The following is a 25,262-nucleotide window of genomic DNA, read 5'->3' on the forward strand; positions in this document are numbered from 1 at the left end:
CAAAACAGGTGCATATCAAAACAATACTAGAGCCTAATGAACCTTTGAGTGGTAGAAGTCTATCGCTTGTTTAGATGAAACAGTTTTACTCGTAACCAGGACTCAACATGCAAATTACAAAAATTCAAGCCCGTGAAATTTTAGACTCTCGCGGTAATCCTACTGTTGAAGCAGACGTTATTTTAAAAAATGGGACCCTAGGAAGAGCAAGTGTTCCTTCCGGGGCATCAACTGGAAGCCGTGAAGCGTGTGAATTACGCGATAATGATGCAAAACGCTATACTGGCAAAGGCGTGCAACAAGCAGTTGCTCATGTTAATCATGAAATTAACCAAGCACTGCACCTTTTTTCTGTTGAAGATCAAGACACTTTAGATCATAAATTATGCCAATTAGATGGCACAGAAAATAAATCACATCTTGGAGCCAATGCCATTCTTGCTGTATCACTTGCTGCAGCTAGAGCGCGCGCAAATGAACATCAGTTGCCTCTGTATGCTGCATTAAATCAAGGCGAAGAAATGAGCATGCCGGTACCTATGATGAATATCCTAAATGGCGGTGCTCATGCGGATAACAATGTTGATATTCAAGAGTTCATGATTATGCCTGTAGGTGCTGTTGATTTTCCAAGCGCATTACAAATGGGAGCTGAGATTTTTCATGGATTAAAATCCGTTTTAAAAAAACAGGGATTAAATACAGCAGTGGGAGATGAAGGTGGTTTTGCACCCAATATTAAATCGAACCGTCAAGCTCTGGATCTGTTATGTGAGGCAATCGAAAAAGTTGGATATAAGTTAGGTGATGAGATAGTGCTTGCTCTGGATGTTGCCGCTTCCGAATTATATGAGCAAGGTATGTATCATATGGCGTCCGAAAATCAAAAGTTCACCGCAACACAGCTCATTGAATATTATGATAATCTTGTCAATAATTACCCTATTATAAGCATTGAAGATGGCCTGGATGAAAAAGATTGGGATGGCTGGAAACAATTGACCACCCGATTGGGTGGAAGAATTCAATTAGTCGGCGATGATGTGTTCGTTACTAATCCAAAAATTCTGCAAGAAGGCATTACGCAAAAAGTAGCTAATGCCATACTTATTAAGGTCAATCAAATTGGTACTTTAAGTGAAACCCGACAAACAATTCAATTGGCCCATCAAAATGGCTATCGTTGTGTCATGTCACATCGCTCCGGTGAAACAGAAGATACCTTTATCGCCGATCTTGCTGTTGCTACAGGCTGCGGTCAAATTAAAACCGGCTCGTTATGCCGTACCGATCGCGTCGCCAAATACAATCAGCTATTGCGCATCAATGAAATGGCCACATTACCTTATGCAGGCAAAACCATTTTGAAAAGATAGATTGTAACATCATAAATAGCCTGGGTGCAGCGCACAGCGAAACCCGGGTTTTCTACCATAAAATTCAGGGCTCCGCTACGCTACCTAGGCTACATGTTTTACGCTCTATTTCTTAATCCTCTGCAAAATGAATATTTGTATTGTACTTAGTACGATTAAGACAAAAACTACTGCGAAAAACTTTAATATTTGCTTCATTTGCAAATACTCTACGTGCAAATTCATTGTAATGATTCATATCCGCAACATGAATTATAAGTAAATAATCGGTTTCGCCGGAAACAAAATAGCATTGCTTCACTTCCTCTTGCTCCGCCATTTTACGTTCAAAATGCGCGAGCAAATCTTCTCGTTGCTTTTCCAAAGTAATATTTGCAAAAACAATGAGCCCTCGTCCCGCTTTAAAAGGATCGACTAAAGAAACATCGTTCACAATAATGCCTTCATCACGTAACCGTTTTACGCGACGAAAACAAGGAGGAGCAGAAATCCCTACTTTTTCAGCAAGAGCCAAGTTAGTAATTTGATTGTCTTTTTGTAACAAATTTAAAATTTTTCTATCAATTTTATCTAAATATACTGGTTCAGTAGTCTGTTCCAGTGAACGTTTTTCTCCATATTTTTTCATATATTACCCAAATTTCAAAATTAACCATTATAAAATGAAATAAAACATCATTAAATTAAAAATTTATTAATTTTTATTTCATGATACATTCGTCACCTCATTAAAAGACCTAAAAGGAACCTATCGTGATCAGAACAGCTCAGATTGATGAAATTAATCTCTTAAACCAGCTCATTGAGCATTCGGCACGTGGATTAAGCCAAGAGGACTATTCAAAACAAGAAATCGAAGGCGCAATCCACTCCATTTTTGGGGTGGATAAAGAACTGGTCATGGATCAAACTTACTACGTCATCGAAAAAGAAGGTACTGTTATTGCCTGTGGTGGATGGAGCAAACGCAAAACTCTGTTTGGTGGCGATCAATGCAAAACACGTGAGGAGGGATTTTTAAATCCACAAACAGATTATGCCAAGATAAGAGCTTTTTTTGTCCATCCACACCATGCTCGGCAAGGGTTTGGAACCATGCTTCTAGAATATTGTGAACAACAAGCTTTATTCCATGGATTTACAAAAATGGAAATGATGGCAACGCTACCTGGCGTAAAACTGTACCAAACCTGTGGGTATCAAATTGAGCAACCAGAATATTTTGCTCTCCCGGATGGGAAACAATTTAAAATGTTAAAAATGATAAAATATTTATAAAATTAGTGAATGCTTTGTAGCCTGGATGCAGCGTAGCTACACTCAGGCTACATCACAAACCAGCTATTTTTTAGAATGATAATCAGGAATTTCCTTTGGATAACGACCTCTTATAGTTCTAAAGAAATCGAGAATTTTCGGAAAGTCACTATCAATATCTCCCGTAGGTTGGAACTTCTCATGAATTCGCAGTTCTTTAGTTGCATAGTCAGGTGCAACCATCACTATAGGCAAACCTGCTTGGCAGGCAATATGATAAAACCCTTCTTTCCAGCGTGTGACTGGGCCACGCGTCCCCTCTGGAGTAATGGCCAATTTAAATTCATCAAGAGAACGAAATATTTCTACTACCTGGTCTACAGTCTTATTTTTTTTGGAACGATCGACTGGCGCCCCTCCTAATGCCCTTAACAATAAACCTAAAGGAAAAAAGAACAATTGATTTTTTGCTAAAAAGTTAATTTTAACGCCTACTGAAAAACGAGCAAATAAACCCACAACAAAATCCCAATTACTTGTATGAGGAGCCACGACAACCAAATATTTTTTATCTTGTGGTAGTTCTCCGACAACTTTCCAACCAAACAGTTTTAAAACCATACGACCGAATTTTTTCATAAGCAAAATCTATAATTATTTTTTTTTAGTATATACAAATTATCCTATTGATACACCTCTATCACATGACGAGTCTAATTGACCTAAACAAGTAAAACAATAAATAAAAAAATGAATAAAACCCTCAATTGTACAATATTTATACTAAAATGATACATATATAGGTGGAGCTATGGAGTGCCAAATGAATAAGCAAGATCCTGCACTTAACTTTTCCAATCCACGTTTACTGGCGACTGTTTATTATGGATTGCTATCCGTTGTCGGAACGATACTTATCGATGCTTTTCTCACAACAATTGGCATCGAAGAACTTGTTCCTCTTTTTAAAGCGATTATTCTAGGAATGATTGTCGCTTCAATAACTGGAGCGATATTTGGGAAACGTCTTGTTCACTGCCCTAGACCCTACAAGCGTAAAACCTTTTTATTAGGTTTTATTATGGTATTGGTTTCCTTGCCATTTTTTGATCTAGGTCTGGTACTCTCTATGGACACATCAAATAACCAAGTATTACCAATAACCAATGTACATGATTTTGTGCATGTGTACCTCATTGTCCTTGGTTACAGCTATATCCTTTTTGGTGTTTTACTCGCCATTGCCTCAGGTTTAGCTTCAGTCTATTTACGCGGTCATTTTGTTTATCATATCTTGCGAACAGACAGACGAGAAAGTCATAGTTTACCTCGCTATGTAAGTGCCGCTGATAGAATCAAACCAAAACCCAAATCCGTATCCAAAAAACCAGTCAGCAAAACGCGTACTTTGCAGCGCAAAAAAACTTAAGTAAAATCGTTTACTATTCAACAACGGAACCCGTCATCCTTGTATGTGTTAGGTAATTCGTAGACAAAAAAAGCTAAATAACCCTAAGCTGGGCTTAACAGCCCAGCCTACATCTGCCATTTTTGTCTACGAATTAACGAGCATGTCCCCAGTTCAACGAGGGATGACCGGAGTGGCGCAAGACTACAATGAACTACTTTGATCTGGATTTTTATGCCAATACATACGTTTACTGATAAAGAGCAGCTTTTTCTTCTTTTAGCGCAAAAAGCCACTGTACTCACTCCCAATAACCGACTCAGTGAAACAATCCTGCAGTATTATTTTGCTCAATGTAAGAAGCAGACCGTAGATAAGCCCGCATGTATGCCGTTTCGTGTTGCGCTAAGTAAAGCCTATGAACAACTCAACTTTATTAGCCCACATAATACCCACCCCACCTTATTAAACAACGCTCAATGCCAGTATTTATGGCGTAAAATAATCCAAGAAGAATCCAACATCACCTACAGTGATGGACTTCTTCAAGCAGTAATTAGTGCTTGGGAGCGCTGTCAGCAGTGGCAAATTAATCTGCATGATTCAGCCTTCAATCACACAGCACAAACGCGACAATTTCAACGCTGGTGGCAATTGTTTGATAAGCAATTAAAACACCACAATTTTATTACTGAACATGCGTTAATACCCTATTTACTCCAAGCCAATAGTTCTTTCTTTTCTCAAAATGTTGTCTGGGTTTGTTTCGATGATTTCACTCCCCAACAAGTGCTTTTACAGCAATGCCTGGCACAAAAGGGTTTCCTTCAATATCAATACGATTTAAAGGACAAGTTGTCGAAAACTGAACTATTAGCCGCCGAAGATAACAAAGAAGAATATCAACAGCTCATAGCATGGTTGCATTTAAAGATTAAAGAAGGGGATCAACATATTGGAGTCGTTGTTCCCAATTTAGAGCAAGAATCTCATGCATTACAAAGAACTTTAGCACAGCACTTTGAAACAACTTCTTTTAATATCTCCTTAGGCCAATCTCTAAGTAATTTCCCTTTAGTAGCCCATGCTTTATGCTGGCTTAACTTAGATGACACCCATCTCAATCCACATCAAGCCAACTTGCTGCTGCAGTCACCTTACATAGGCAGCTCTAAAGAAGAATTCATTGCACGTTCTGAGTATTTGCAAGAAGGAACGTTACTGACAAATCATTCGATCCCCTTAAAACATTTAATCAAGGAACTGCAAGATCACGTCCCAAAACTTGCTACACTATTGAATCATCTCACTCCCTATCCTCAAGAAGCTACGGTAGAAGAATGGATACGCTTATTTCAAAAACGTCTCAATACTTTAGGATTTCCTGGAGACTATAATCTCAACTCAGAAAATTATCAGTGTCTTAATCGTTTTATCACGGTTTTTGATGAGCTAAGACAATTCGCGTTATTTAACTCGAGCTTCACCAAATTGGAAGTACTTGAGCTGGTACAACATCTGATAAGAAACACTATTTTTCAAGCACAAAAAACAAGTGCACCGATTCAGATTTGTGGTTTACTGGAAGCGTCAGGATGTGAGTTCGACAGTTTATGGGTTATGGGCTTAACTGATCAATGCTTGCCTCAAAAAGTACATTTATCTGCCTTTATCCCGCCACAGTTACAACGAGAATTATGTATGCCTCATAGCTTACCCGCTCGTGAACTACAATTTGCACGCCAGATTCTCCAACGATTACAAAGAAGTGCCGATTCCGTTGTATTGAGCTACGCACAATTGCAGGCTGATACACCCAATTTGCCGTGCGCCTTAATCACTGATTTTCCTAATTTTGAATTACTACCAACAAATGACGCATTAAAAAATCAACCTGATTTAATGAGTGCGGAGGAATGTTTTAATGTTCCATTATTGACCGAAGAGCACATTCATGGAGGCACAGCAATCCTTTCGAATCAAGCGAAATGCCCTTTTAAAGCATTCGCTGAACACAGACTTCGCGCAAAAGCCTCCTTGCCAACAACCGATGGTTTGGACAATAAAAAGCGAGGACAAATTATTCATAGGGTTATGGAACTGCTGTGGCAAAAGTTGGAAACTCAGCATAACCTTCTTCATTTAGCGCCCAATATTCTGGAACAGTATATTGAAGAGGCCATTCATACGGCTTTAGAGCCTCTAAAAAAACAACTGTGTGAATTACTCTCCGATTCAATTCAAGAAGTGGAGTACACACGCCTAAAACGACTGGTACAAACTTGTCTTGAATGGGAAAAACAACGTCCCCCTTTTGCAATTGCAGCCATAGAGCAATCTTATGCAATTAATTTAGCAGGTCTTGAGGTACAAGTACGTGTCGATCGCCTGGATCAGGTGGAAGATAAAAAATGGGTTATTGATTACAAGAGTAGTCTTCCTGCTAGCAAACCTTGGAATGAAGAACGACCTAAAGAATCACAGTTATTACTTTATGCACTACTAGATGAACAGATTAATGCGTTATTACTCCTACAAGTAAAAACTGGAAAAATAAATGCCATGGGGTTTAGTGAGGAGAAACTAAATATCAGTGGGATTACTCCTTTAAAGAAAGAAGAGACATGGACAGAGTATAGAGAGCTCTGGAAAAGGCAACTAACGGATTTAGCTCAAGAATTTCAAGAAGGCCACTGCCCCCCTCAACCGGCTCATTTAACGATTTGCCAACATTGTGACTTTCAAAACTTATGCCGATTTCAAGTCGAGTAGTAATCCCCTCGCCATCTAAGCCAACAGGGATCTCCAGTATAGGTATGACGAAAAATAGTATATGGGCATTGAATCGTAGAAAATCAGGGCAGTTTGACCAAGAAAATAGAAATGGAAATAGCACCTAAAAAAATAAGATTACTTGTTATGTCGAACTCACTTTAATTATGATATAAGACATTTAGACCATTCCTCTCAATTGAAATGGTTATAACCCATGGTCCGGACAATAATAATAAAGAGATGAATCATGCCTGTTAATCATAGTAAATTTGAACCACGTTTAAGCAACTGTGACAAAGAATTACAAAAAATATTTGATGGTCTGCAAGTTGACGGAAAACTGCAATGGCAAATAGATCAAGTAAAAGATTACTATAACCTGTCTTATACCAAAGCAGTTTCTGAAAAAAGAATCACAGAAATTTTAATCAGCTATGAACTATTTATAGCGCGATTAAAACAAGTAAAAAATGGGGTAATAAAACCCAAAGAATTAATAGATGAAACTGGAAGTGCCTGTGAATCGAGAAAAATTAGCATTTTATTTCATAATCTCGCCAAGGCATGCGAATTAATGTTCTATGCGGCCACCGCATTTTCCCTGTATGCAGGAATCTTTGGCATTGCACTACCTGTACTGATTGTCCAACCTGTTTTAGGTGTTGCCGTAGGTATAACTATTGTTGGAGGCCTGCTTGCAGCAGCATATAAAGCATTGTCGTGCTTTACTGAGTTCAGATCATTTAGCCGCCATGATGCTGAATACACCAATGAAGTCAGTTTGATTTCTTTCTTTAAGCCAAAACTACCAAAAACAGTAACCTTAGATCCGATAAATATCGATGAGGATGCTGAGATAGATAAGTCGTGTTGTTTCTCATAAATCCTGTTTTAACTCTCAAAGCACCTGGGTAAAGCGAACCTGAAACACGGAAATCATCATTTCCGTTGCTTTACCCAGGCAGCGCTATCCAAAGATTCTGACTGCATATGCTCTAAGTATTAAGACGTTACAATTGCGAAATTTAAGCAGATGTTTAATAATGATTAAATCACTGGACAAGGGAGTGAATATGTCACTCAAACTAATTAAAACTCGGATTCTATGTTGTGGCTTAATCACCAGTTTACTGAGTAGTTGCTTTCATCCACCTTATAATAATTTTAAACCGGTACACCCTATGCCTAAAAGAGTAACTACAGGAGCCGTTTTCGGTACTGCAGTAGGCGCAGCAGTAACCGGTAACGTGGCTGGTGCATTAGCAGGTACCGTTGCCGGAGGTACTGTGGGTGCCATTGTAGCGCTTAACAAAGCCAGTCGACGCAGCATCATTAAAGAACTAAATAAAGAAAATATCCAGTATGTACAGTACGGGGATACAATGACCTTGGTTGTACCCGTTGATAAGTATTTTATGTTTGAAAGTCCTCGTCTTAATGAAATTTGCTACCCGGGTTTGGAAAACATTATAAGATTGTTAAAATTTTACCCATTAAGCCCCGTTTATGTTGCCGGGTTCACCGATGATGTCGGTTCGCGCCACCATAAAAAATTAATGTCCCAAGCCCAGGCAGAAACAATGATGACCTTCTTATGGGCAAATAATATTCCAGCTCAGCTTCTTAAAGCCGAAGGTTATGGCGATAAAAATGATGTAGGTGATAATAAATTGATTCATGGCAGTGCATTTAATCGACGCATTGAAATTCAATGGTTCAATAGTTATGGGACTAAGACTTGTGCAACCTGCCCAGCTCCAGTACCATCACCTGTAGTTTATGCAACCAAGTAAGGCAATTTAATGCGCTCAAGATTTATCGGGGGAATTCTTTTAATCGTTGGAACATCTATAGGCGGGGGTATGCTGGCCCTGCCTGTTGCCAATGCGGCTACAGGGTTTTGGCAATCGTCAATCTTTCTATTCCTTTGCTGGGTATTTATGACTTTAGGGGCATTTTTTATTCTTGAAGCAAATCTTTATTTACCTAGAGGGAAGCATATGGTTTCTATGGCACAAGCTACTTTAGGTAATTATGGTTTGCTTGCTGCCTGGATAAGCTATCTTTTTTTGCTTTATACCCTACTATCAGCCTATATTTCTGGAGGAGCTGACGTCTTAAATAGTCTTCTTTTCAAAATAGGATTACATTTGACGGATTGGCAGGCCAGCTTGTTGTTCACTTTTGTTTTTGGCTTAGTCGTTTATGGTGGCATCCGCTATGTGGATTATGTGAATCGTGGCTTAATGTTTGGTAAATTAACAGTGTATTTTTTGTTAATACTGCTTATCGCACCACACATAGAAATACAACATTTGTATCACGGCGATATGCGCTATATCGGTAGCGCGATTATGATTTTAATTACCTCTTTTGGATTTGCCATCATTGTACCGAATCTAAGAGATTATTTTGATGATGACGTAAAGCAGTTGAAAAAAGTTATTCTTATTGGCTCGCTAATCCCTTTATTTTGTTATTTAGCTTGGGATGCGGTAATTATGGGCGCCCTGCCTTCTGAAGGCAGTCAAAATCTTGAGAGTTTAATGCATAACCCGCATACGACAAGTGCTCTGGCAAGCATGCTCTCGAATAAAGTACAAAATACAACCATCAGCGCCCTATTTAACTTCTTCACCTCCATTTGCATGCTCACTGCATTTCTTGGTGTTTCTTTATGCTTATACAGTTTTCTTGCCGATGGTTTAAAGTTACGCGAACAAGGAGGCCATGGTCTGGGATTGTTTTTACTTACTTTTGTCCCGCCACTACTTATAGTCATTTATTATCCAGGCGCCTACATCCATGCTTTGGGTTATGCCGGTATCTTTTGTATCATATTACTACTACTTTTACCTGCTCTTATGTGTTATTTTGGCAGGAGAAAACATCATTCTGCCTTTATCGTTCCAGGCGGCAAATGGACCCCGATTGCTGTAGTTGCTGTTTCGATCGGGCTATTAATACATGAGTTTTACAATTTGATGTAGACAATCTGGTGAGCCCTCATCCGTCCTTACGGGCACCTTCTCCCTTGTCGGGAGAAGGGATGCTTGCTTTACTTAAGAGAGGATCCCTCCTCCACTTGTGGGGAGAGAGGTCAGGGCAAGGAATATCTCATCTGAAAAAAATTTTTTACCTTCATGTGGGAATATAAATTAGAATTTTATGCATCAATTCTGAATTTTAAGGGCTATGATACGATTGACTATAAATGAATAATAAAGTATCATATTGAATTATTTTTATACTATTTTGGATTATATCTCATGATCAATTCAAAACTAATAGGTGGAATATTACTTATAGTAGGAACGTCAATAGGTGGAGGAATGCTAGCCTTACCTGTCTCTACAGCGGAAGTAGGCTTTAGCAATTCAATTTTCTTCTTATTCTTTTGCTGGCTGGTCATGACTGCAGGTGCCTTATTACTCTTAGAGGTTAATCTACGTCTTCCACCAGGCAGCAACATGATATCCATGGCTAAATCCACTTTGGGTTTACCGGGCCAAATCATTGCTTGGATCACGTACTTATTTTTACTCTATACCCTCCTCTCAGCTTATATTTCAGGTGGCAGCGACGTATTCAATAGCTTATTGCATAAAATGAATATTAATTTGCCTCCCAGCGTCACTGCGATCCTATTTACACTTTTATTCAGTTTAATTGTTTACAAAGGCATACGCTCTGTAGATTATGTGAACCGTGGTTTAATGTTTGGAAAATTAGGCATATACGTTTTATTAGTTGCAATTATTAGCCCTCATGCTTCTACGCTGGGCCTAACTGATGGTTCAGCACGTGCTTTTACAGGCACTTTAATGATTTTAATTACTTCATTCGGCTATGCATCGATAATACCCAGCTTACGAGACTATTTTGGGGATGATGTACGCAGCCTAAGGCGAGTGATACTCTTCGGTTCGCTTATCCCTCTTGCATGTTACATTGTTTGGGATGCGGTCATTATGGGCGTTGTCTCTCGTGAAGGAGAAAATGGACTGCTTGCCCTCATGAATTCAGAACATGCTACCAGTGGATTAACAGAAGCTTTAAGCCAATCCGTTCAAAATCAATGGATTAGCGGATTCTTCGGCTTTTTTACTTCCATCTGTATGCTCACCGCATTTTTAGGTGTCTCTTTAGGATTATTTGATTTCCTGGCGGATGGATTAAAACTAAAGAAATCAGGAAACCAAGGAAAATATATTTTGCTCTTAACATTCCTTCCTCCACTCGCAGTAGTTCTATTAAATCCAGGGATTTATCTGCATGCATTAAGCTATGCTGGTATCTGTTGTGTTATTTTACTGTTGTTATTGCCTGCGATCATGGCATGGAGAGGCCGTCAAACATTAATCACAACAGAAAGCCACTTGGTTCCTGGAGGCAATTCCAGTCTTGCACTAATTGGTTTAATTGCTACCAGTTTACTCATGATTGCGATTCTGTATTAATACGGTCACTTAAATAGCGCAATATTCCCCTTTTTTTTAAAACATTGTAGCCAGGGTGCAGGTCCGAAGGACCAAAACCCTGGAACTCTCATCAAAACAGGAACCTACACTATCCCTTGCGATGCCGGCATAACCTGATTTCCCAGAATCCGCTACGCAGTCCCAGGCTATAATCATTCTTATTCCTAATTTTTAGCTATAATTTAAATGAATACTCTGTTCAATAAAAACACAAGGAGGTTGTTATGTTATATTGGGCTCTCATATTTTTTATCGTAGCCATCATTGCCGCTGCATTTGGATTTGGTGGAATTGCAGTAGCGGCTGCAGGAATTGCAAAAATTTTATTCTTTTTATTTCTTGTTATCTTTGTCGTATTTCTTGTAATGGGGCTACTTGGTCGACGTCCTCCTCCCCCACTATAAAATAGGACAGCAAGTCATTCCGAGAACTGCGAGGGGTCTCTTTCATAACACAGCTACAGAATGGAGATACTTTGCCATGCTCGGGATGACGAGGAGTTCACCTCACTGCATTCAAGTACAATATGCTTGGTCTAATCAAATAACTTAATTTGCATTGCTTGCGATGAGCTTCGCCATGCTCTTTTCATAATTTCAGTATTAAAAGAAATACCAAAATCACCATTTCGATTCAGCGCAATAACGCCCATTTCCCTATTTAACTGCTTATTGCGTTCATGAATTACATAATCACATGCCTCCTGGATGGACATATCAAATTCCATCATCATAGAGATAGTATGACCAACCACGCCTCTAATTAAATATTCGCCTACCCCTGTTCCAGACACTGCGCATGTTGCATTATTAGCATAACATCCAGCACCAATCACACAACTGTCACCAATTCGTCCTGGAAGGCAATTACTGGTTCCACCTGTTGATGTTGCTGCAGCAAGATTTCCTTGTACATCTAAAGCTACGGCACCTACTGTCCCTTTCATTTTCTTATTCTGAATGTCTTCCATAGTCTCTATTTTATTGAGCTCTTGATACATTTCATACTGATGAGGGGTGATAAAATAAGACTCTGCTTCCATGTCTAAACCATACTTTTTTGCTATTTCTAAAGCACCGTATCCTGAAAGAAAGACATGTCTCGTTTTCTCCATCACTAACCTTGCCAAATAAATCGGATTTTTTACAGTGCGTACCATAGACACAGCGCCGGCTTGTAACTCTTTGCCACTCATGATCGAGGCATCCATTTCAACTTCACCGCGAGAATTTAATGCAGAACCTTTTCCTGCATTAAATAATGGATTGTCCTCTAGAATACCAACTGCCGACTCTACTGCATCTAAAGCAGAACCACCTTTATCAAGCACTGAATAACCCATTTCAACTGCTTGAGCTAGACCATATGCAAATTCCTTTTGATGTTCTTGCAAGAAAGAATAGTTTTCACTAGCGCCACCATGTACTGCGATTGCAATTTTATTCATCACGTTATTCCGTCATTTAGATAATTTATTGGGAGGGATTGCGGGGTTTGCTAAGGTGCGATTTGCAATAGAAAATTGACATCCCTTGACCAAAAGATGCACAATTAAATTTTCAACAAATACAGGCTCCCCTTCTTCAACATCGGTGATATTCGTTTGATCAATATTTCTGCCATCAATAATAACTACCATACCCGAGCCATAACACTCTGCCTCTGAGCCATTGCGAATGACCAGAGCCGTATCCTCACCCAAGCCAATACCCAATTGTTCTGGGTTCATAATAATTGCATGTGCAAGTCGACTAAATCGACCTCTTTTAATGAAATGTGTATCAATAATACAAGACAATAAGATCCCTAATCCTGAAGAGGTTAACAAGTTTCGATACCTTAAAGCCTCTGATAAACCGCCCCCGGTAATCATTACCGTGCCCATAACCATAGCTCCAGCACTGGTACCCGCAATAATAAAATCACTATCCAGCAGATATCGTTCTTTAATAATATCAACAATAGGGGTGCCACCTAATATTGTTGATAAGCGAAACTGATCACCTCCGGTAAAAAAAATAGCTCCAGTATCTTCTACTCTTTTTAAATACTCATTATTGCGTGCTTCACTTCTTTTTTTTATAGGAAGAAACCCAATGTTGTTATAGCCCATATCATGAAAAACTTTTTGGTATATTTGTTTTACTTCATCCTGAATTTCTGAACCCGTTGTAATAATTTCTATTTTCTTATTTGATGGAGGTAATAATTCACTTAAAATCTCGTAACGAGTAAATTCTCTTTTTTGCTCAAAAATATCTACTGGTTCATTGTCACCTTTATCCTCTGCACCACCGATAATCAATAACTTAGCTTTGGGTATCATTGTAAACCTCATTGACCATCATCAATTGTTTTTCCTTTCTCTTGAGAAAATTGGTGGTTTCAAATACATCCTCAACCGCACAAAAGATAAAAGTATTGGGTTCCGCCATTTCCATCATATGTTCAATCGCCTCTATCTCATCTGAAATAATATTTAAAGACGGTTTAAAGTCTGAACGAAGGATTCCGGCAATAAAAAGTTGGTTCATTTCATGGTGGGTTCGTCCGCGTCCATCCTTATCATGACGAATGACAATTTCATCAAACATGGAGGCAACATGATAACCCAACTGCTCTATGTCCTCATCACGGCGATCACCTACTACCCCAATAATTCCGATTTTTTTAGCACAAGGAATCGAAGCAAGGTAATTTTTTAACTCACGAAATGCACCTTCGTTATGTGCATAATCGAGCATAATTTGACAATGAGGAAAGTGAAAAAGATTCATCCTGCCAGGAAGATTTTCAACTGTGGGGAAAAACATCTGGAGGGCTTCTTTTATTTTATCTAAAGAGAAATGACTGATAACTCCAGCTAATACCGCCGCTAAGATATTTTGGATCATGCTGGTTGCAGAACCTTGGAAACTAAGCGGTATTGATTTGACATCCGCCAGAATAGTCCGTTCCGATCCTCGTTGAACAACAATATTCCCTTGATCAAGATAAGCAGCCAAGCCACCTAAACTACAGTGCTTTCTAATCTGTGGGCCATCACACAGACTAAACAAAGCAATGTTGCAGTGTAAATCATGTCTTAAGTCATAGCTTAGCCTGTCGTCAGCATTCAAAATAGAATATCCTGTTTCTTTGGTGCTGCGTCCAACAACCGCCTTGACCTCCGCCATCTCCTCCAATGTATGAATATCATTTAACTCTAGATGATCGCCAGTAATATTAGTTATCACACTGATATCACACTCATCAAAACCTAAGCCCGAACGTAAAATCCCCCCTCGAGCACATTCTAATACTGCATAATCAACCTCAGGATCATACAAAACTGCTTGCGCACTAGCTGGACCGCTGCAATCTCCTCTATAGATTAATTTATTATTGATATAAATGCCGTCAGTGGTTGTATACCCTGTATAATGATTTACAGCACGTGCAAGATGAGCAATCAATCTGACTACGGTTGTTTTTCCATTAGTACCTGTAACTGCGACTATTGGAATTCTTGACGTTAAATTTGCTGGATACAGCATATTTAAAATCGGCTCAGCTACGTTACGTGGCTTACCCTCATTAGGTGCCAGATGCATTCTTAATCCTGGGCCTGCATTAACCTCAATAATGGCTCCATGATTCTCATTAAGCGGACAACTAATGTCTTTTGAAATAACATCTATTCCACAAATGTCTAAATTCACGAGACGTGCTACACGTTCTGCAAGAAAGACATTAAAAGGATGAACCGCATCGGTAACGTCTTTAGCTGTGCCACCAGAGCTTAAATTTGCAGTTTCTTTTAAATCTAAAATATGATCTTTAGGTAAAACACTTCCCAGAGTCAGATTATTTTGTCTTAAAATAGAGTACGTCGATTCATCAATTTTGATTTTTGTCAGGATATTTTCATGAGAGTCACCTCGATTGGGATCCTCATTCGCCTGTTGAATTAATTGATTAATTGTCAGTTCTCCATTACCTACAATTTGCGCAGGTGTACGCTTGGCTACCGCCACCACTTTATGATTTACCACTAAAAATCGATAATCATTTCCAGATATGAAGCGCTCTATAATCAATTGATCGGAAAATTTTTTTGCGAGCTCATAACCAAAATTTGCTTTATTAAGATCGCTAATATTAGTCGTTACGCCCTTTCCATGATTGCCATTAAGTGGCTTAATTACTAATGGGAAACCTAATTGTTCAATCGCCTCATTTAGTGCCTCCTCAGAACTAATAATCATTCCCTTAGGCGTTGGGATAAAATTTGCATTAAGGATACACTTAGTCAACTCTTTATCGGAGGCAACGTCGACACCAATTGAGCTTGTTTTCGAAGACACAGAAGCCCATATCTTTTTTTGATTTCGACCATATCCCAATGTAATTAAGGAACTGTTTTCATAACGCTTCCAAGGAATTTTTCTTTTTTGGGCTTCGTCTACAAGTGCTTGAGTACTTGGTCCCAAACCTTGTTTTTTAAAAATCTCTTTTAAATGATTGATTGCTTCAGCAAGCGGATATTTATTGCCTTCTGCGATAGCGGTTATGAAGTCGATTGCTGTTTTTCCGGCATACAATCCAGCCTCTTCAATCTGATAGGCAAAAATCACATGGTAAACCCCATAGTCCTTAGTCCCATAAGTTCGACCAAAACCACAGTCCATGCCTGCAAGGCATTGCAACTCCAAAGCAATATGTTCAATCACATGTCCTAACCATGTGCCATCCTCAATTCGTGTTAAAAATCCACCCTCAATCCCCAAAGAACATCGATGACTGTGTAAACTAGGTAAGGCCTGAATCAGTCGCTCTTTGAATCCAGCGATACGATTTGTTGGAAGCTCTTCATATTTCCCTAGATCGAGTTTGATAACTATGAGTTCTTTTCTGTAGTTTGACCAATAGTTAGGCCCATTTAAAACTTGGGTTTTTAAAATGTTCATTTGCTTTCCTTGGCATAAAATGAATTACTAAAAACTCCTTTTAGCATAGGAAGAATTATTAAATTCTTCAAATCTATTAAAAAATAATTCATTCATGAGTTACAGGGAACTAGGGTAAACGCCTAATTAATTGAAAAAAATATATTTTTTAGAAAAAGTTACCTGCATACCTGGGATAGGCATGCAGGTAATTAGATTTACTTTTTCACATTACAAGTGATTTGTGTACAGTCTCGACAATGTTTTTGTGCAAAAGCAAATGATTTAGAAGCAGAACCAGTATGATCAGACATTTTCTTATCCGCGTCTTGATCTGCTCTTTTTTCACTAGAACTTGCATTGGTAGTACAAACCCAATTTGTTCCCATAGTAGTCTTAGGGCTTTTTGCAGTAGAACTTGAGCTCGTGCCAGTGGCATTTGAACCCATAGTATTATCATTAGCAAACGAAGCGACAGAGACTACAAAGTAAACTGGTAAAAAATATTTTTGATAAGGAGCTCATGATTTTTTACCTCCTGTATAAAAACCAGTTATTGTCGTCGTAAATGCAGGTGCTGAAAAATTTGGCCAATGATCTTTGTCAAAACCAGGTGCATTTTGCAAATGGTGCTTCTCAACATTGAGAATAAAGCAATCATCTTTATTGTCGTATAAAAAAAGATTCCAGGGCACCGCAAAGTATTTATTTCCAAATCCCAGAAAACCACCAAAATCTAATACGAGATAGCTTACTTTTCCGGATTGTTTATCGATAACAACCTCTGCTATCTCACCGAGGTTTTCATGTGCGGGGTTCATTACCTTAGAGCCTGTTAGCTCGCCGGATTTAACAATTCCTCTGTTTTCCATAATTAAACTCCTTTTTATAAAGCGAAATCACTGTTCATTTTTAATGATGCATTTTCTTTTGAAAGTCGTGTACTGCTTTTTTGGCTTGCTCTTCCGTATAGCCATAATGTTTTCTTAGCTTTCCAAAAATTTCCTCTTGATTTCCTTCAATTTGTTTTAGGTCATCGTCCGTAAGTTTTCCCCAAAATTGCTTCATTTGACCTTTGATTTCCATCCATTTTCCTTGAAAAATATTCTGGTTCATTATGTTCTCCCTAAAATGTTTAAACCAATAAGAAGAGTTCTTATTAGTGCAAGTAAAGGCTAGTCAATAATTTCCAAAAATGCAAAAAAAGAGAACAAAATATGCAAAATATAGGCAAAATTATGGGGGGGGGTTGTATTCGTGATTATCCTGAGGATAATTAAGGTTTACATTATAATTTCCATTACCGTAACAGGATGTCCTTTAAAACGGTCAGTATCGATAATGTTCCATCCCAAAGATTGGTAGTAATTGGGAATCGTTCGATCAAAGGCAAAAAGATACAGAATCTCATACCCCATTTTTCTTGCTTGCTCTTTAGTTACGTCAATAAGGCGTTTACCGAGTCCTTGGTTTTGATACTCGGGCTTTACGGTTAAGGAGCCTAACCATGGCATTAAATCAGGGCGAATACCATCATTTTCGCGTAAACTGCACATCCCTACTGGTTTTTTTTCATCAAATGCGACAAACGTCATAGGCATTTTATCGTTATTCGCATGGTCAAGAAAACGCTGCTCTACAACTTCAAGTGGCACATCAGGTAACCAAATTTTTCCAAGAACTTCTCGCCAAATCCGGGCAAGTTCAGGGATCGCATCAAGATTATTTTGCAAAAGATCAATTTTTATCATTTTTAAATGCCTATGAATGTTCCATTTACTTCGATGCACTACCGTCATGCTCGCTTACTCTAGAAAACTATTATCTCATAAATTATCTGTTTTTTAGAGCACTCTTAGCTTCACCACACTCTAAACTATCATCAATATTCATCTATACTAAAAAAATAATTTGTTTGCAGAAAGGAATAATAATGAATACTCTTTCCGGTAGCGGACGTGGTGATTTTCATACTCTTTATCTAGGCCGATCTGTAGACGATCTCATTATTGAGTATATGGAAGAAAATAATATTCCTGGGATGTCTCTGGCGATTGTTCAAGCGCCCTATATTACACGAGTAGTCGGCTATGGATTCGCGGATACAGAAAAAAAGCTTTTAGTCTCGACACGTACACTCTTTCACGTGGGTCAATTAACCCATGCATTTACTGCAGTAGCCATCATGCAATTAAAAGAAGAAAAGAAACTGCAGCTAGATGACTTAGTGTCTGCTTATATTTCAATTCCGCAAACATGGCAAAGTGTCACCATTCGAGAATTACTAACCCACAGTTCAGGAATACCCGATTACACCCAATGTGACGGTTTTTCTTTCCATAAAGATTATAAACCTAAAGACATTTTTAGTTTATTTAAGGATCCAGGCTTATATTTTCCTTCAGGCACCAAAATGCAAATTAGTGCCACCAATTATTACTTATTGGGGCTTATTATTGAAAAAGTCAGTCACATGAGTTACGAGGACTATGTAACAAAAAATCAAATTAATCGTGTGGGTCTAAAACGAACATTTTTTGTCAAAAATAAAACATCAATTGCTAATGAACTGAACAAAGATGCTCCTCCCTTTAAACATAGCGAATTTTTGCATAATCCTATCTATATAGACCCTATGGAAGTTGCTCTAGGCTATAACACAGAGAATGAAGCAATCCCAGAGGTCACCTGGACAACCACTATGTCACATAGTGGCGTTATCGCCTCTGCAGAGGACATTAGCATATGGGATATCAGCCTGGCAGGGACCATTTTAGTTAAAGAAACAGAGAACAGAGATTTCCTTTATCATTGTATTACCTTAAATAACAAAACCACCATTCCAGGCAATGCAGGCTGGCTATTTCCGGGACACCCTGGGTTAATGGAAATCAAAGGCAATATTCCTGGCTTTTCAGCATTCTTAAGTCGTTTTACTGCAGCAAACGAACTTTTATGCGTTACCCTTTTGGCTAATAAGGAACATTTAATTGATTTAGATATTCTCGGTCGAAAAATTGCGGCTGCATTTGACTTTAAGCTGGGCGCTCCTGAAGGGTCGGGTTCACAAGCGTTACAAAGTCCTTACTCTGTCACACAAACAATAGAACGAGTAGTTGATATTGTGACGCAACAAGGCGGAAAAATATTTGCTCATATTGATCACAGCAAGGAAGCACAAAAGGTGAATCTCACCCTACTTCCAACTGAAGTTCTTATTATAGGTAATCCTGCAAAAGGCACCCCATTAATGCAAGAAAATGCGGCAATCGCACTGGATTTACCTTTACGGATAATGGCTACTGAAGACCATGATGCTCAAGTATGGTTAAGTTTTGCCGATCCAATTCAATTAGGTAAGGAATACCAATTACACAATAAAGAATTAAAACAAATTGCCAGCGCATTGCGCATGCTTTGCGAAAAAGCTGTATCTGCACAAAGTATTCTTTAAACGTAGCCTGGATGAAGCCAAACGAAACCCAGGTTCCTCCATTTTAAATGAACGTGTACCTACCCTTGAGCATTCCCGGAAAAATTTGCCGCAATATCCATATTAAGTTAGTTTTTTAAGGAAAGGAGTTGTCGGGCCAAGGCCCGACCTACATGAGACTTTCCGGACACGCGAACGTTCACGTAAATCAACTACAATCCAGGTTACATTTTTACTTTTATTTCATAATTCTGAATTAACGCATTTTGTGGTGATAAACTAAAACTTACTTTAAGACTTGCTTTTTCCCCTTTCAGAATAAAATATCCCCGCAATTGATTTTTTGGAATGATCGCGCCAACATCGAGGATTTTCCCTGTCTTGTCAAAAAGCTCTTGGCTTTTCTTTTGTAACAACACAACAGATGAATCCAAAAAGAAATTCTCTGCAAATATTCCACTTGTTTTTGCATCCTTCCATTCAGGCAGTAATTTCATCAATGCTTTTTGTCGTTCACTTAATATATGTGAGGGCGGTAACTCTCTTGGCTTAAGTTGTGCCTCATGAATGAGTGTGTTAATCACTTTCGCATTAACTGCCTCTGCAGCTGCATAGGTCACATTCGTTAATAAAACCACACCTATGCCATATTCAGGCAATATGATCCAATTACTTCCAAACCCAGGCAACCCACCAGTATGTCCGACAGCGACTCGAGCATTACAATCCCTAGACCATCTTAATCCATAACCATAAGCGTTTATTGTGGGACATACTTTGCCATGATCCTTATTTTTTGAGTCTACAGCATAAAATCGCCACGCTTGGTGCATTTCACGTATAGAACTCCTTTTTATTGGCCCGGTTTCCACATCATTTCGTGCAGGCCACGCAGTTTGATGCAATGTCATGTAACGGCTAAACGATTCTATGGAAGCAATCATTCCTCCCATAGAAGCATAACTGCCATCGTGTAAGAGAGGCTCCTCTTGCCAATGTCCATCCACCCATTGATAACCATGCGCTAATTGATTTGGTGAAACTTGCGCAAACTCCCAAGCGACCTGATTCATATTTAGAGGCTGCCAAATATTTGCTGCGACATAGTCCTGATAAGAAACTCCTGATACTTTTTTAACAATCAACCCCAGGAGTGCGTACCCCAAGTTACTGTACTCAAATGAGGTTTCAGAAACATTAGATAGTGCAATTCCTTGCTTCACCAAAGCAATTAGTTCTTCATCTGTTTGATTCAGATTTCTATCACCCCAGGGATTATCTTCTGGAAATCCCGCAGAATGCGTTAATAAATCACGAATCGTAATCTCTGGGGCATCTTGAGTTAATTTTTGATCTTTGAGTTGAGGAATATAAAGGGAGGCAGGATCATCTAATCTTAATTTACCCTCATCTCGAAGTTTTAAAATAGCCATGGCAGTGAAGCTTTTAGTCATCGACGCAATGCGAAACATCGATTGCGGCGTTGCAGGAATTTTTTTTGCAATATCAGTGTAGCCACCATTTCCTGTATGTACCAAACGACCATCCACAATAATTCCATATGCATAGCCAGGAACATGATTTTTCTCTGCGTACTTCTGATACAGTTTATCAATGAGTGGAAATACTTCCTGAATTTCTGCAAGCCTATCCTTCTCAGTAAAAATAGGTGGAAGATAGGAGTTACTTTCACTATTTACCGCGAGGGGAAGTAGAGTAGCGAGAATAAAAAATTTTTTTGCGATAAAACGATGCATAATAAAACCTAATCAATCCGTTAAAAAAAGTCGAAGTATATAATATTTGTTGACTGCAATAGACTTAAAATGAAAAATAAGATCTGTAAATAGCCTCCATTGTACTGGAATAGCGAATGAAATTCTCGACATTATTAAAAATGATGCGATTTTGGCCACCTTTTTGGGGAGCTGGAATTAGTGTAAAAAATTTTCATGCTGATGGCACTCAAATTGTTGTTCAGATGAAAATGCGCTTTTGGAATAAAAATTATGTGGGAACACATTATGGCGGTTCCATGTACTCAATGACCGATCCCTTTTATATGTTGATGCTCATGAATTTATTAGGAAAGGGGTACATTGTATGGGATAAATCAGCGTCTATTCGCTATAAAATACCTGCCAAAGGAACTATTTATGCACGATTCGAATTATCCCCAGAGCTTGTTGAAAAAATTCGACTTGAAGTCAACGAAAAACAAAAAATTGAGTCCGAATTTTTTGTTCCTATAACTGATGAAGAAGGAAAAGTCGTTGCTGAGGTAAAAAAGATTCTTTCGATTATCAAAAAATAGGGGCTGTTTACAATTGCTCGCTTAAGCTAAAATGCCGCGATTTTAGTCAAGACAGTAGTATTGTACACAGCCCCTATATACACAGTAAATCAATAGTGTCTTATGAAGCATCATTTAATTGATAAAAGGAAAGATCATGCCAATACATTCTTTTTTGGAAGAAGAGCAGAGCTCCGTCTTAAATCGCTACAATGCATTGCAAAGTGACCGCGATAAAATCCCAGAGCTATTACGTAATTACCATACAGGCTGGCCACTTTTACAGGTAAGCTTATTTAGCGTAGCCAAGGATGCAACTGAGTCAATAAAATATGAACATGTTCTAGGCGGTGGTGCATGCCACTTTTTTTATATTGGCGCTTTTAACTTCGCAAGCCTCTTAACAAAAATTCCGGGCAGTATGGATATCACTACCCCTTATCCAATAACCCCAAAAAGAGAACTCGTCAAAGCAGATAATGTGCTTTTATTTTTAAAATCATTTAGCGTTCATCATAAAAGAATTGGCATCAAAATTACGAGTAAATCTAACGTTTATGGTAAAAGCTTGCTCGTAGATCTCCCTATGGGGAATGCAAGTAAATTTTGCGATGCGTTGATGAATGTCTTTTCCTTTGCATTAAAAAAAGATGCTGCAATTAAGGCAATTGGTGGATGGAGTTCTCCTGGATATACACAACAAGAAATTGAAAGTGCAATTAACCCCGAGGTTGCTGTATTTCACAACGGACAAATTTTTATCGACTTTGGAATGTTTTTAGAACAAATCGTAAAAGACGCAGAGACCATCGAATTATTTAAATTTTTATTTAAAATTGAACCTTTTTTGGAGTTGCAAAAAAAATACCCAGAGTTCAAACCAAAGCCCCTCCAAGCTGTTGTAGCAACTCGTGAAACTCCTACAAAAGAACCTGGTTCCAGCATCAGCAGACCCAAAACACCATCTTTCTTTCAGGAAGAAAAAAAGGAAGCATCAATAATTCATAATTCAGTTGTTCAGGCGTCCCCTAGCCAATAAAATCAAATTGAAACATTCAGGTTGGAATCAAGTATCAACTGCCAAAGGTAAATGTGTATACTTTGATTCCAGGCTCATGAACAATAATCTGAAGATAGCCACTGGTGAATTGCTTTTGGGAAATTAATTCATAGATGGAATATTTATCGATTAAGATACTGTGTTCCTGAAGTTTTTTACCGGATGGTGCGTCGGTTAAAATTACAGTGATCTTAATGGGTTTTGTAGCGCTATTGCCCATAACCGCATAGACCTTGCGCGCATTAAAATGTATTTTTAGAGCAGCATTTGCTTCTTGCGCAATGATATTCTCAGCATTGACTTGCCACGCCCCCTCTAAGCCCCATGCGTTAGGAGATAATGTATTAGAAAAATGATATTGTGCCGTCTTGTCTTTAATAAGTTCCGGACTGTAGTCCGCATCAGCTTTTACATATCCTAAATAAGTTTCTGGTGTCTGCATGAGGTTAAATGAAGTATCCTTTAATGCCCTTAAAGTAGATAAATCCTTAACCCCTAATAAAAAACGAATATTATTCTCCATAACATCGTAATCCCCTTCACCAAAATGCTTATAAACCACATCGCCCTTTTTATTAATTAAATAATGTGCAGGCCAATAATTATTTTGATAGTTCCTCCAGGTAACGAATTGATTATCAAGTGCTACAGGATACAAAATCCCATATCGCGTCACAGCTGCTTTGACATTATCTAGATTTTTTTCAAAATCAAATTCTGGGGTGTGGATACCAATAATAACTAATCCTTTATCATGATACCGAGCATACCAATCTTTGGTATAAGGTAAAGTACGCAAGCAATTAATACATGAATAAGTCCAGAAATCGATTAAAACTACTTTTCCATGCAAATCAACTAAGCGTAAAGGAGGAGAATTAATCCACGCGTCAATCCCTTGTATCGGTGGTGCGGGATAGGTAAACCATAGCCCGTTGATGAGTGCGTTTGACGTCTTAATCCCGGTTTGCGGAGACACTGAAGAGGAAACCACATAGCCCTCAAAGTAAATCATATAAACGACACTCGCGATAATTATTCCGCCTAAAAATTTACGGAAAAGAGTTGCGCGCGTTTTAAAAAAAGCAAAAGTATTCATTATTTTTTTCCCGTATAGGGAAATAATAAACATAGGAATCGCAGCGCCTAAAGCAAAAGCCGTCAAAGTGAAGAAACTAATTATTGTCGTTTTCTGTAATGCGGTTTGTACAATAATTGCCGCTAAAATCGGCCCCGCACAAGGAGTCCAAATAATGGCAATAACTCCACCAAAGAATACCCCATTCCAAAATCCTGCTTCTGGTTTATTTGCTGAAGAAAAAAAATTACCTATGCGGGTAAATCCCTGTGTTATTTTGCCAAATTGCTCTGTTAAATAATTCGAGAGCATAATGAGCCCTAAAAGAAGTAAAACGACATAGCCAATAGCGCGCACGATATTAAAATCAATATTTAAATAACGTACTAATTGATGCGAAAAGAAAACGAATAAGGCAAAAAATAAAGTAAAGCCGACAATAATCCCTACCGGTCTTTTTTTGGATCCAGTGAGTGAACCCGCTAAAAAAATAGGTAGGATGGGCAAAATACAAGGGGAAATAATCAGGCCAAATCCTTCGATAAACCCTAAAATAATATTAAAAAAATTTGCTTCCATTTTATTTCCGGAAATTGCAATTTATTTCAACTGTTGATATCCCACGGAAGATATCCAACTGTATTTACAAACGAATGTGCGCACCGCTTTGTTGCAATCGTTTTGCAACAACTAATTGAATATTGTCTCTTGCTCGCGCAGGAAAATATTGATAAACGGCCAAGAAATCTCTAGCATTAATCGTCAGAAATTGACATGCCGTGAGTGTACTAATACGCGCCGTTCTGCGAATATTACGTAAAATAGCAATTTCCCCAAACACATCACCGGCTCCCAAAGTATTAACGCGCTTCCAACCCATAGATTGTGTTTTTACAGAAACCTGCACCGAACCACGAATAATAATATAAAGCTTATCCCCCACTTCACCTTGCTCGATGACGATCTCTTCAGCTCTATAGCTTGCAATAACGCATTTGTCAGCAAGCATTTTTTGTTCAATAAGGCCAATTCCTGTAAAAATGGTTGCTTGAGAAAGTATGGGTATTATTTCTGCTTGAGATAAATGATTGAACGGTTCCATATACTCTCCCTTTTCAAAAAATGAATTGCCGTATAAATAACATAGTCTTAATCATAGTATAGATTGAATTT

General features: G+C 38.4%; 24 protein-coding genes. 12 read left to right on the top strand and 12 right to left on the bottom strand.

Going from position 1 to position 25,262, the window contains the following annotated elements; all coding sequences use genetic code 11:
• Nucleotides 1-107 precede the first annotated feature (107 nt).
• Nucleotides 108-1,376, top strand: coding sequence for a phosphopyruvate hydratase (eno, locus tag BGO44_RS13295; RefSeq protein ID WP_273197324.1), 1,269 nt, complete (start codon nt 108-110; stop codon nt 1,374-1,376).
• Nucleotides 1,377-1,488: 112 nt separating this feature from the next.
• On the opposite strand, the gene BGO44_RS13300 is transcribed toward eno, so the two are convergent.
• On the bottom strand, nt 1,489-2,004 hold the full coding sequence (locus tag BGO44_RS13300) for an Lrp/AsnC family transcriptional regulator (RefSeq protein WP_058509400.1): 516 nt from the start codon (nt 2,002-2,004) through the stop codon (nt 1,489-1,491).
• A gap of 125 nt (nt 2,005-2,129) precedes the next feature.
• Between BGO44_RS13300 and BGO44_RS13305 the strand changes: the two genes are divergently transcribed.
• Nucleotides 2,130-2,654 carry a GNAT family N-acetyltransferase gene (locus tag BGO44_RS13305; RefSeq protein ID WP_058509399.1) on the top strand — a complete coding sequence of 175 codons (525 nt, stop codon included), beginning with the start codon at nt 2,130-2,132 and terminating at the stop codon, nt 2,652-2,654.
• 63 nt (nt 2,655-2,717) lie between these two features.
• Here the strand turns inward: BGO44_RS13305 and BGO44_RS13310 are convergent, their stop codons facing one another.
• Complete coding sequence (locus tag BGO44_RS13310; RefSeq protein WP_058509398.1) at nt 2,718-3,272, bottom strand: 1-acyl-sn-glycerol-3-phosphate acyltransferase; 555 nt, start codon at nt 3,270-3,272, stop codon at nt 2,718-2,720.
• 184 nt (nt 3,273-3,456) lie between these two features.
• Between BGO44_RS13310 and BGO44_RS13315 the strand changes: the two genes are divergently transcribed.
• From BGO44_RS13315 to BGO44_RS13345, 7 genes are all read left to right on the top strand, one after another.
• The gene (locus tag BGO44_RS13315; RefSeq protein WP_058509397.1) at nt 3,457-4,062 is read left to right on the top strand and encodes a hypothetical protein; all 606 of its coding nucleotides are present in this window, start codon (nt 3,457-3,459) and stop codon (nt 4,060-4,062) included.
• A 213-nt stretch (nt 4,063-4,275) separates the two neighbouring features.
• A complete protein-coding gene (locus BGO44_RS13320; RefSeq protein ID WP_273197329.1) occupies nt 4,276-6,813 on the top strand; it encodes a PD-(D/E)XK nuclease family protein in 2,538 nt (845 codons plus the stop codon).
• A 250-nt stretch (nt 6,814-7,063) separates the two neighbouring features.
• On the top strand, nt 7,064-7,699 hold the full coding sequence (locus BGO44_RS13325; RefSeq protein WP_273197332.1) for a DUF5638 domain-containing protein: 636 nt from the start codon (nt 7,064-7,066) through the stop codon (nt 7,697-7,699).
• A 190-nt stretch (nt 7,700-7,889) separates the two neighbouring features.
• Nucleotides 7,890-8,609: a C-OmpA-like family protein CmpA gene (cmpA, locus tag BGO44_RS13330; protein WP_273197333.1), complete on the top strand. Its 720-nt coding sequence runs from the start codon at nt 7,890-7,892 to the stop codon at nt 8,607-8,609.
• A 9-nt stretch (nt 8,610-8,618) separates the two neighbouring features.
• The gene (locus BGO44_RS13335; protein WP_058509393.1) at nt 8,619-9,806 is read left to right on the top strand and encodes an amino acid permease; all 1,188 of its coding nucleotides are present in this window, start codon (nt 8,619-8,621) and stop codon (nt 9,804-9,806) included.
• Between the two features lie 279 nt (nt 9,807-10,085).
• Complete coding sequence (locus BGO44_RS13340) at nt 10,086-11,276, top strand: amino acid permease (protein ID WP_058509392.1); 1,191 nt, start codon at nt 10,086-10,088, stop codon at nt 11,274-11,276.
• A gap of 245 nt (nt 11,277-11,521) precedes the next feature.
• Nucleotides 11,522-11,701: a DUF1328 domain-containing protein gene (locus tag BGO44_RS13345; protein ID WP_058509391.1), complete on the top strand. Its 180-nt coding sequence runs from the start codon at nt 11,522-11,524 to the stop codon at nt 11,699-11,701.
• Between the two features lie 131 nt (nt 11,702-11,832).
• Here the strand turns inward: BGO44_RS13345 and BGO44_RS13350 are convergent, their stop codons facing one another.
• The 7 genes from BGO44_RS13350 to BGO44_RS13380 all read right to left on the bottom strand — a co-directional run bounded on the left by BGO44_RS13350 (nt 11,833) and on the right by BGO44_RS13380 (nt 17,976).
• Complete coding sequence (locus BGO44_RS13350) at nt 11,833-12,744, bottom strand: isoaspartyl peptidase/L-asparaginase family protein (protein ID WP_273197336.1); 912 nt, start codon at nt 12,742-12,744, stop codon at nt 11,833-11,835.
• A 12-nt stretch (nt 12,745-12,756) separates the two neighbouring features.
• Nucleotides 12,757-13,623 (bottom strand): cyanophycinase, encoded by an 867-nt coding sequence (locus BGO44_RS13355; RefSeq protein ID WP_058509389.1) that lies wholly within the window; start codon nt 13,621-13,623, stop codon nt 12,757-12,759.
• Nucleotides 13,607-16,246: a cyanophycin synthetase gene (gene cphA / locus BGO44_RS13360; RefSeq protein WP_058509388.1), complete on the bottom strand. Its 2,640-nt coding sequence runs from the start codon at nt 16,244-16,246 to the stop codon at nt 13,607-13,609. Before cphA ends, BGO44_RS13355 begins: the two co-directional genes overlap by 17 nt.
• A gap of 197 nt (nt 16,247-16,443) precedes the next feature.
• Complete coding sequence (locus BGO44_RS13365; RefSeq protein WP_058509387.1) at nt 16,444-16,674, bottom strand: hypothetical protein; 231 nt, start codon at nt 16,672-16,674, stop codon at nt 16,444-16,446.
• A gap of 72 nt (nt 16,675-16,746) precedes the next feature.
• Nucleotides 16,747-17,097, bottom strand: coding sequence for a PRC-barrel domain-containing protein (locus tag BGO44_RS13370; RefSeq protein ID WP_058509386.1), 351 nt, complete (start codon nt 17,095-17,097; stop codon nt 16,747-16,749).
• Between the two features lie 40 nt (nt 17,098-17,137).
• Nucleotides 17,138-17,341, bottom strand: coding sequence for a CsbD family protein (locus BGO44_RS13375; RefSeq protein ID WP_058476887.1), 204 nt, complete (start codon nt 17,339-17,341; stop codon nt 17,138-17,140).
• A gap of 167 nt (nt 17,342-17,508) precedes the next feature.
• Complete coding sequence (locus tag BGO44_RS13380) at nt 17,509-17,976, bottom strand: GNAT family N-acetyltransferase (RefSeq protein ID WP_058509385.1); 468 nt, start codon at nt 17,974-17,976, stop codon at nt 17,509-17,511.
• 182 nt (nt 17,977-18,158) lie between these two features.
• Between BGO44_RS13380 and BGO44_RS13385 the strand changes: the two genes are divergently transcribed.
• Complete coding sequence (locus BGO44_RS13385; protein WP_058509384.1) at nt 18,159-19,679, top strand: serine hydrolase; 1,521 nt, start codon at nt 18,159-18,161, stop codon at nt 19,677-19,679.
• 203 nt (nt 19,680-19,882) lie between these two features.
• Here BGO44_RS13385 and BGO44_RS13390 read toward each other — a convergent pair whose 3' ends face one another.
• The gene (locus BGO44_RS13390) at nt 19,883-21,415 is read right to left on the bottom strand and encodes a serine hydrolase domain-containing protein (protein ID WP_273197344.1); all 1,533 of its coding nucleotides are present in this window, start codon (nt 21,413-21,415) and stop codon (nt 19,883-19,885) included.
• A gap of 116 nt (nt 21,416-21,531) precedes the next feature.
• Between BGO44_RS13390 and BGO44_RS13395 the strand changes: the two genes are divergently transcribed.
• Nucleotides 21,532-21,972: a DUF4442 domain-containing protein gene (locus BGO44_RS13395; protein WP_273197347.1), complete on the top strand. Its 441-nt coding sequence runs from the start codon at nt 21,532-21,534 to the stop codon at nt 21,970-21,972.
• A 136-nt stretch (nt 21,973-22,108) separates the two neighbouring features.
• Entirely contained in the window at nt 22,109-22,990 is an 882-nt protein-coding gene (locus tag BGO44_RS13400) for a hypothetical protein (protein ID WP_273197349.1), read from the top strand.
• 34 nt (nt 22,991-23,024) lie between these two features.
• On the opposite strand, the gene BGO44_RS13405 is transcribed toward BGO44_RS13400, so the two are convergent.
• Entirely contained in the window at nt 23,025-24,668 is a 1,644-nt protein-coding gene (locus BGO44_RS13405; protein WP_273197351.1) for a cytochrome c biogenesis protein DipZ, read from the bottom strand.
• Nucleotides 24,669-24,732: 64 nt separating this feature from the next.
• Nucleotides 24,733-25,191, bottom strand: coding sequence for a cyclic nucleotide-binding domain-containing protein (locus BGO44_RS13410; RefSeq protein ID WP_058509379.1), 459 nt, complete (start codon nt 25,189-25,191; stop codon nt 24,733-24,735).
• Nucleotides 25,192-25,262 lie beyond the last annotated feature (71 nt).

Source organism: Legionella sp. 39-23 (genome assembly GCF_001897665.1).
Lineage (GTDB): Bacteria > Pseudomonadota > Gammaproteobacteria > Legionellales > Legionellaceae > Legionella > Legionella steelei.

Coding starts and splice junctions, on each gene's coding strand:
- BGO44_RS13375 (WP_058476887.1), bottom strand. CDS start 17,341: ATGAACCAGAATATTTTTCAAGGAAAATGGATGGAAATCAAAGGTCAA.
- BGO44_RS13315 (WP_058509397.1), top strand. CDS start 3,457: ATGAATAAGCAAGATCCTGCACTTAACTTTTCCAATCCACGTTTACTG.
- BGO44_RS13385 (WP_058509384.1), top strand. CDS start 18,159: ATGAATACTCTTTCCGGTAGCGGACGTGGTGATTTTCATACTCTTTAT.
- BGO44_RS13400 (WP_273197349.1), top strand. CDS start 22,109: ATGCCAATACATTCTTTTTTGGAAGAAGAGCAGAGCTCCGTCTTAAAT.
- BGO44_RS13335 (WP_058509393.1), top strand. CDS start 8,619: ATGCGCTCAAGATTTATCGGGGGAATTCTTTTAATCGTTGGAACATCT.
- cmpA (WP_273197333.1), top strand. CDS start 7,890: ATGTCACTCAAACTAATTAAAACTCGGATTCTATGTTGTGGCTTAATC.
- BGO44_RS13340 (WP_058509392.1), top strand. CDS start 10,086: ATGATCAATTCAAAACTAATAGGTGGAATATTACTTATAGTAGGAACG.
- BGO44_RS13405 (WP_273197351.1), bottom strand. CDS start 24,668: ATGGAAGCAAATTTTTTTAATATTATTTTAGGGTTTATCGAAGGATTT.
- BGO44_RS13350 (WP_273197336.1), bottom strand. CDS start 12,744: ATGAATAAAATTGCAATCGCAGTACATGGTGGCGCTAGTGAAAACTAT.
- BGO44_RS13300 (WP_058509400.1), bottom strand. CDS start 2,004: ATGAAAAAATATGGAGAAAAACGTTCACTGGAACAGACTACTGAACCA.
- BGO44_RS13325 (WP_273197332.1), top strand. CDS start 7,064: ATGCCTGTTAATCATAGTAAATTTGAACCACGTTTAAGCAACTGTGAC.
- BGO44_RS13320 (WP_273197329.1), top strand. CDS start 4,276: ATGCCAATACATACGTTTACTGATAAAGAGCAGCTTTTTCTTCTTTTA.
- BGO44_RS13310 (WP_058509398.1), bottom strand. CDS start 3,272: ATGAAAAAATTCGGTCGTATGGTTTTAAAACTGTTTGGTTGGAAAGTT.
- cphA (WP_058509388.1), bottom strand. CDS start 16,246: ATGAACATTTTAAAAACCCAAGTTTTAAATGGGCCTAACTATTGGTCA.
- BGO44_RS13345 (WP_058509391.1), top strand. CDS start 11,522: ATGTTATATTGGGCTCTCATATTTTTTATCGTAGCCATCATTGCCGCT.
- BGO44_RS13370 (WP_058509386.1), bottom strand. CDS start 17,097: ATGGAAAACAGAGGAATTGTTAAATCCGGCGAGCTAACAGGCTCTAAG.
- BGO44_RS13390 (WP_273197344.1), bottom strand. CDS start 21,415: ATGCATCGTTTTATCGCAAAAAAATTTTTTATTCTCGCTACTCTACTT.
- BGO44_RS13355 (WP_058509389.1), bottom strand. CDS start 13,623: ATGATACCCAAAGCTAAGTTATTGATTATCGGTGGTGCAGAGGATAAA.
- BGO44_RS13395 (WP_273197347.1), top strand. CDS start 21,532: ATGAAATTCTCGACATTATTAAAAATGATGCGATTTTGGCCACCTTTT.
- BGO44_RS13380 (WP_058509385.1), bottom strand. CDS start 17,976: ATGATAAAAATTGATCTTTTGCAAAATAATCTTGATGCGATCCCTGAA.
- eno (WP_273197324.1), top strand. CDS start 108: ATGCAAATTACAAAAATTCAAGCCCGTGAAATTTTAGACTCTCGCGGT.
- BGO44_RS13410 (WP_058509379.1), bottom strand. CDS start 25,191: ATGGAACCGTTCAATCATTTATCTCAAGCAGAAATAATACCCATACTT.
- BGO44_RS13365 (WP_058509387.1), bottom strand. CDS start 16,674: ATGGGTTCAAATGCCACTGGCACGAGCTCAAGTTCTACTGCAAAAAGC.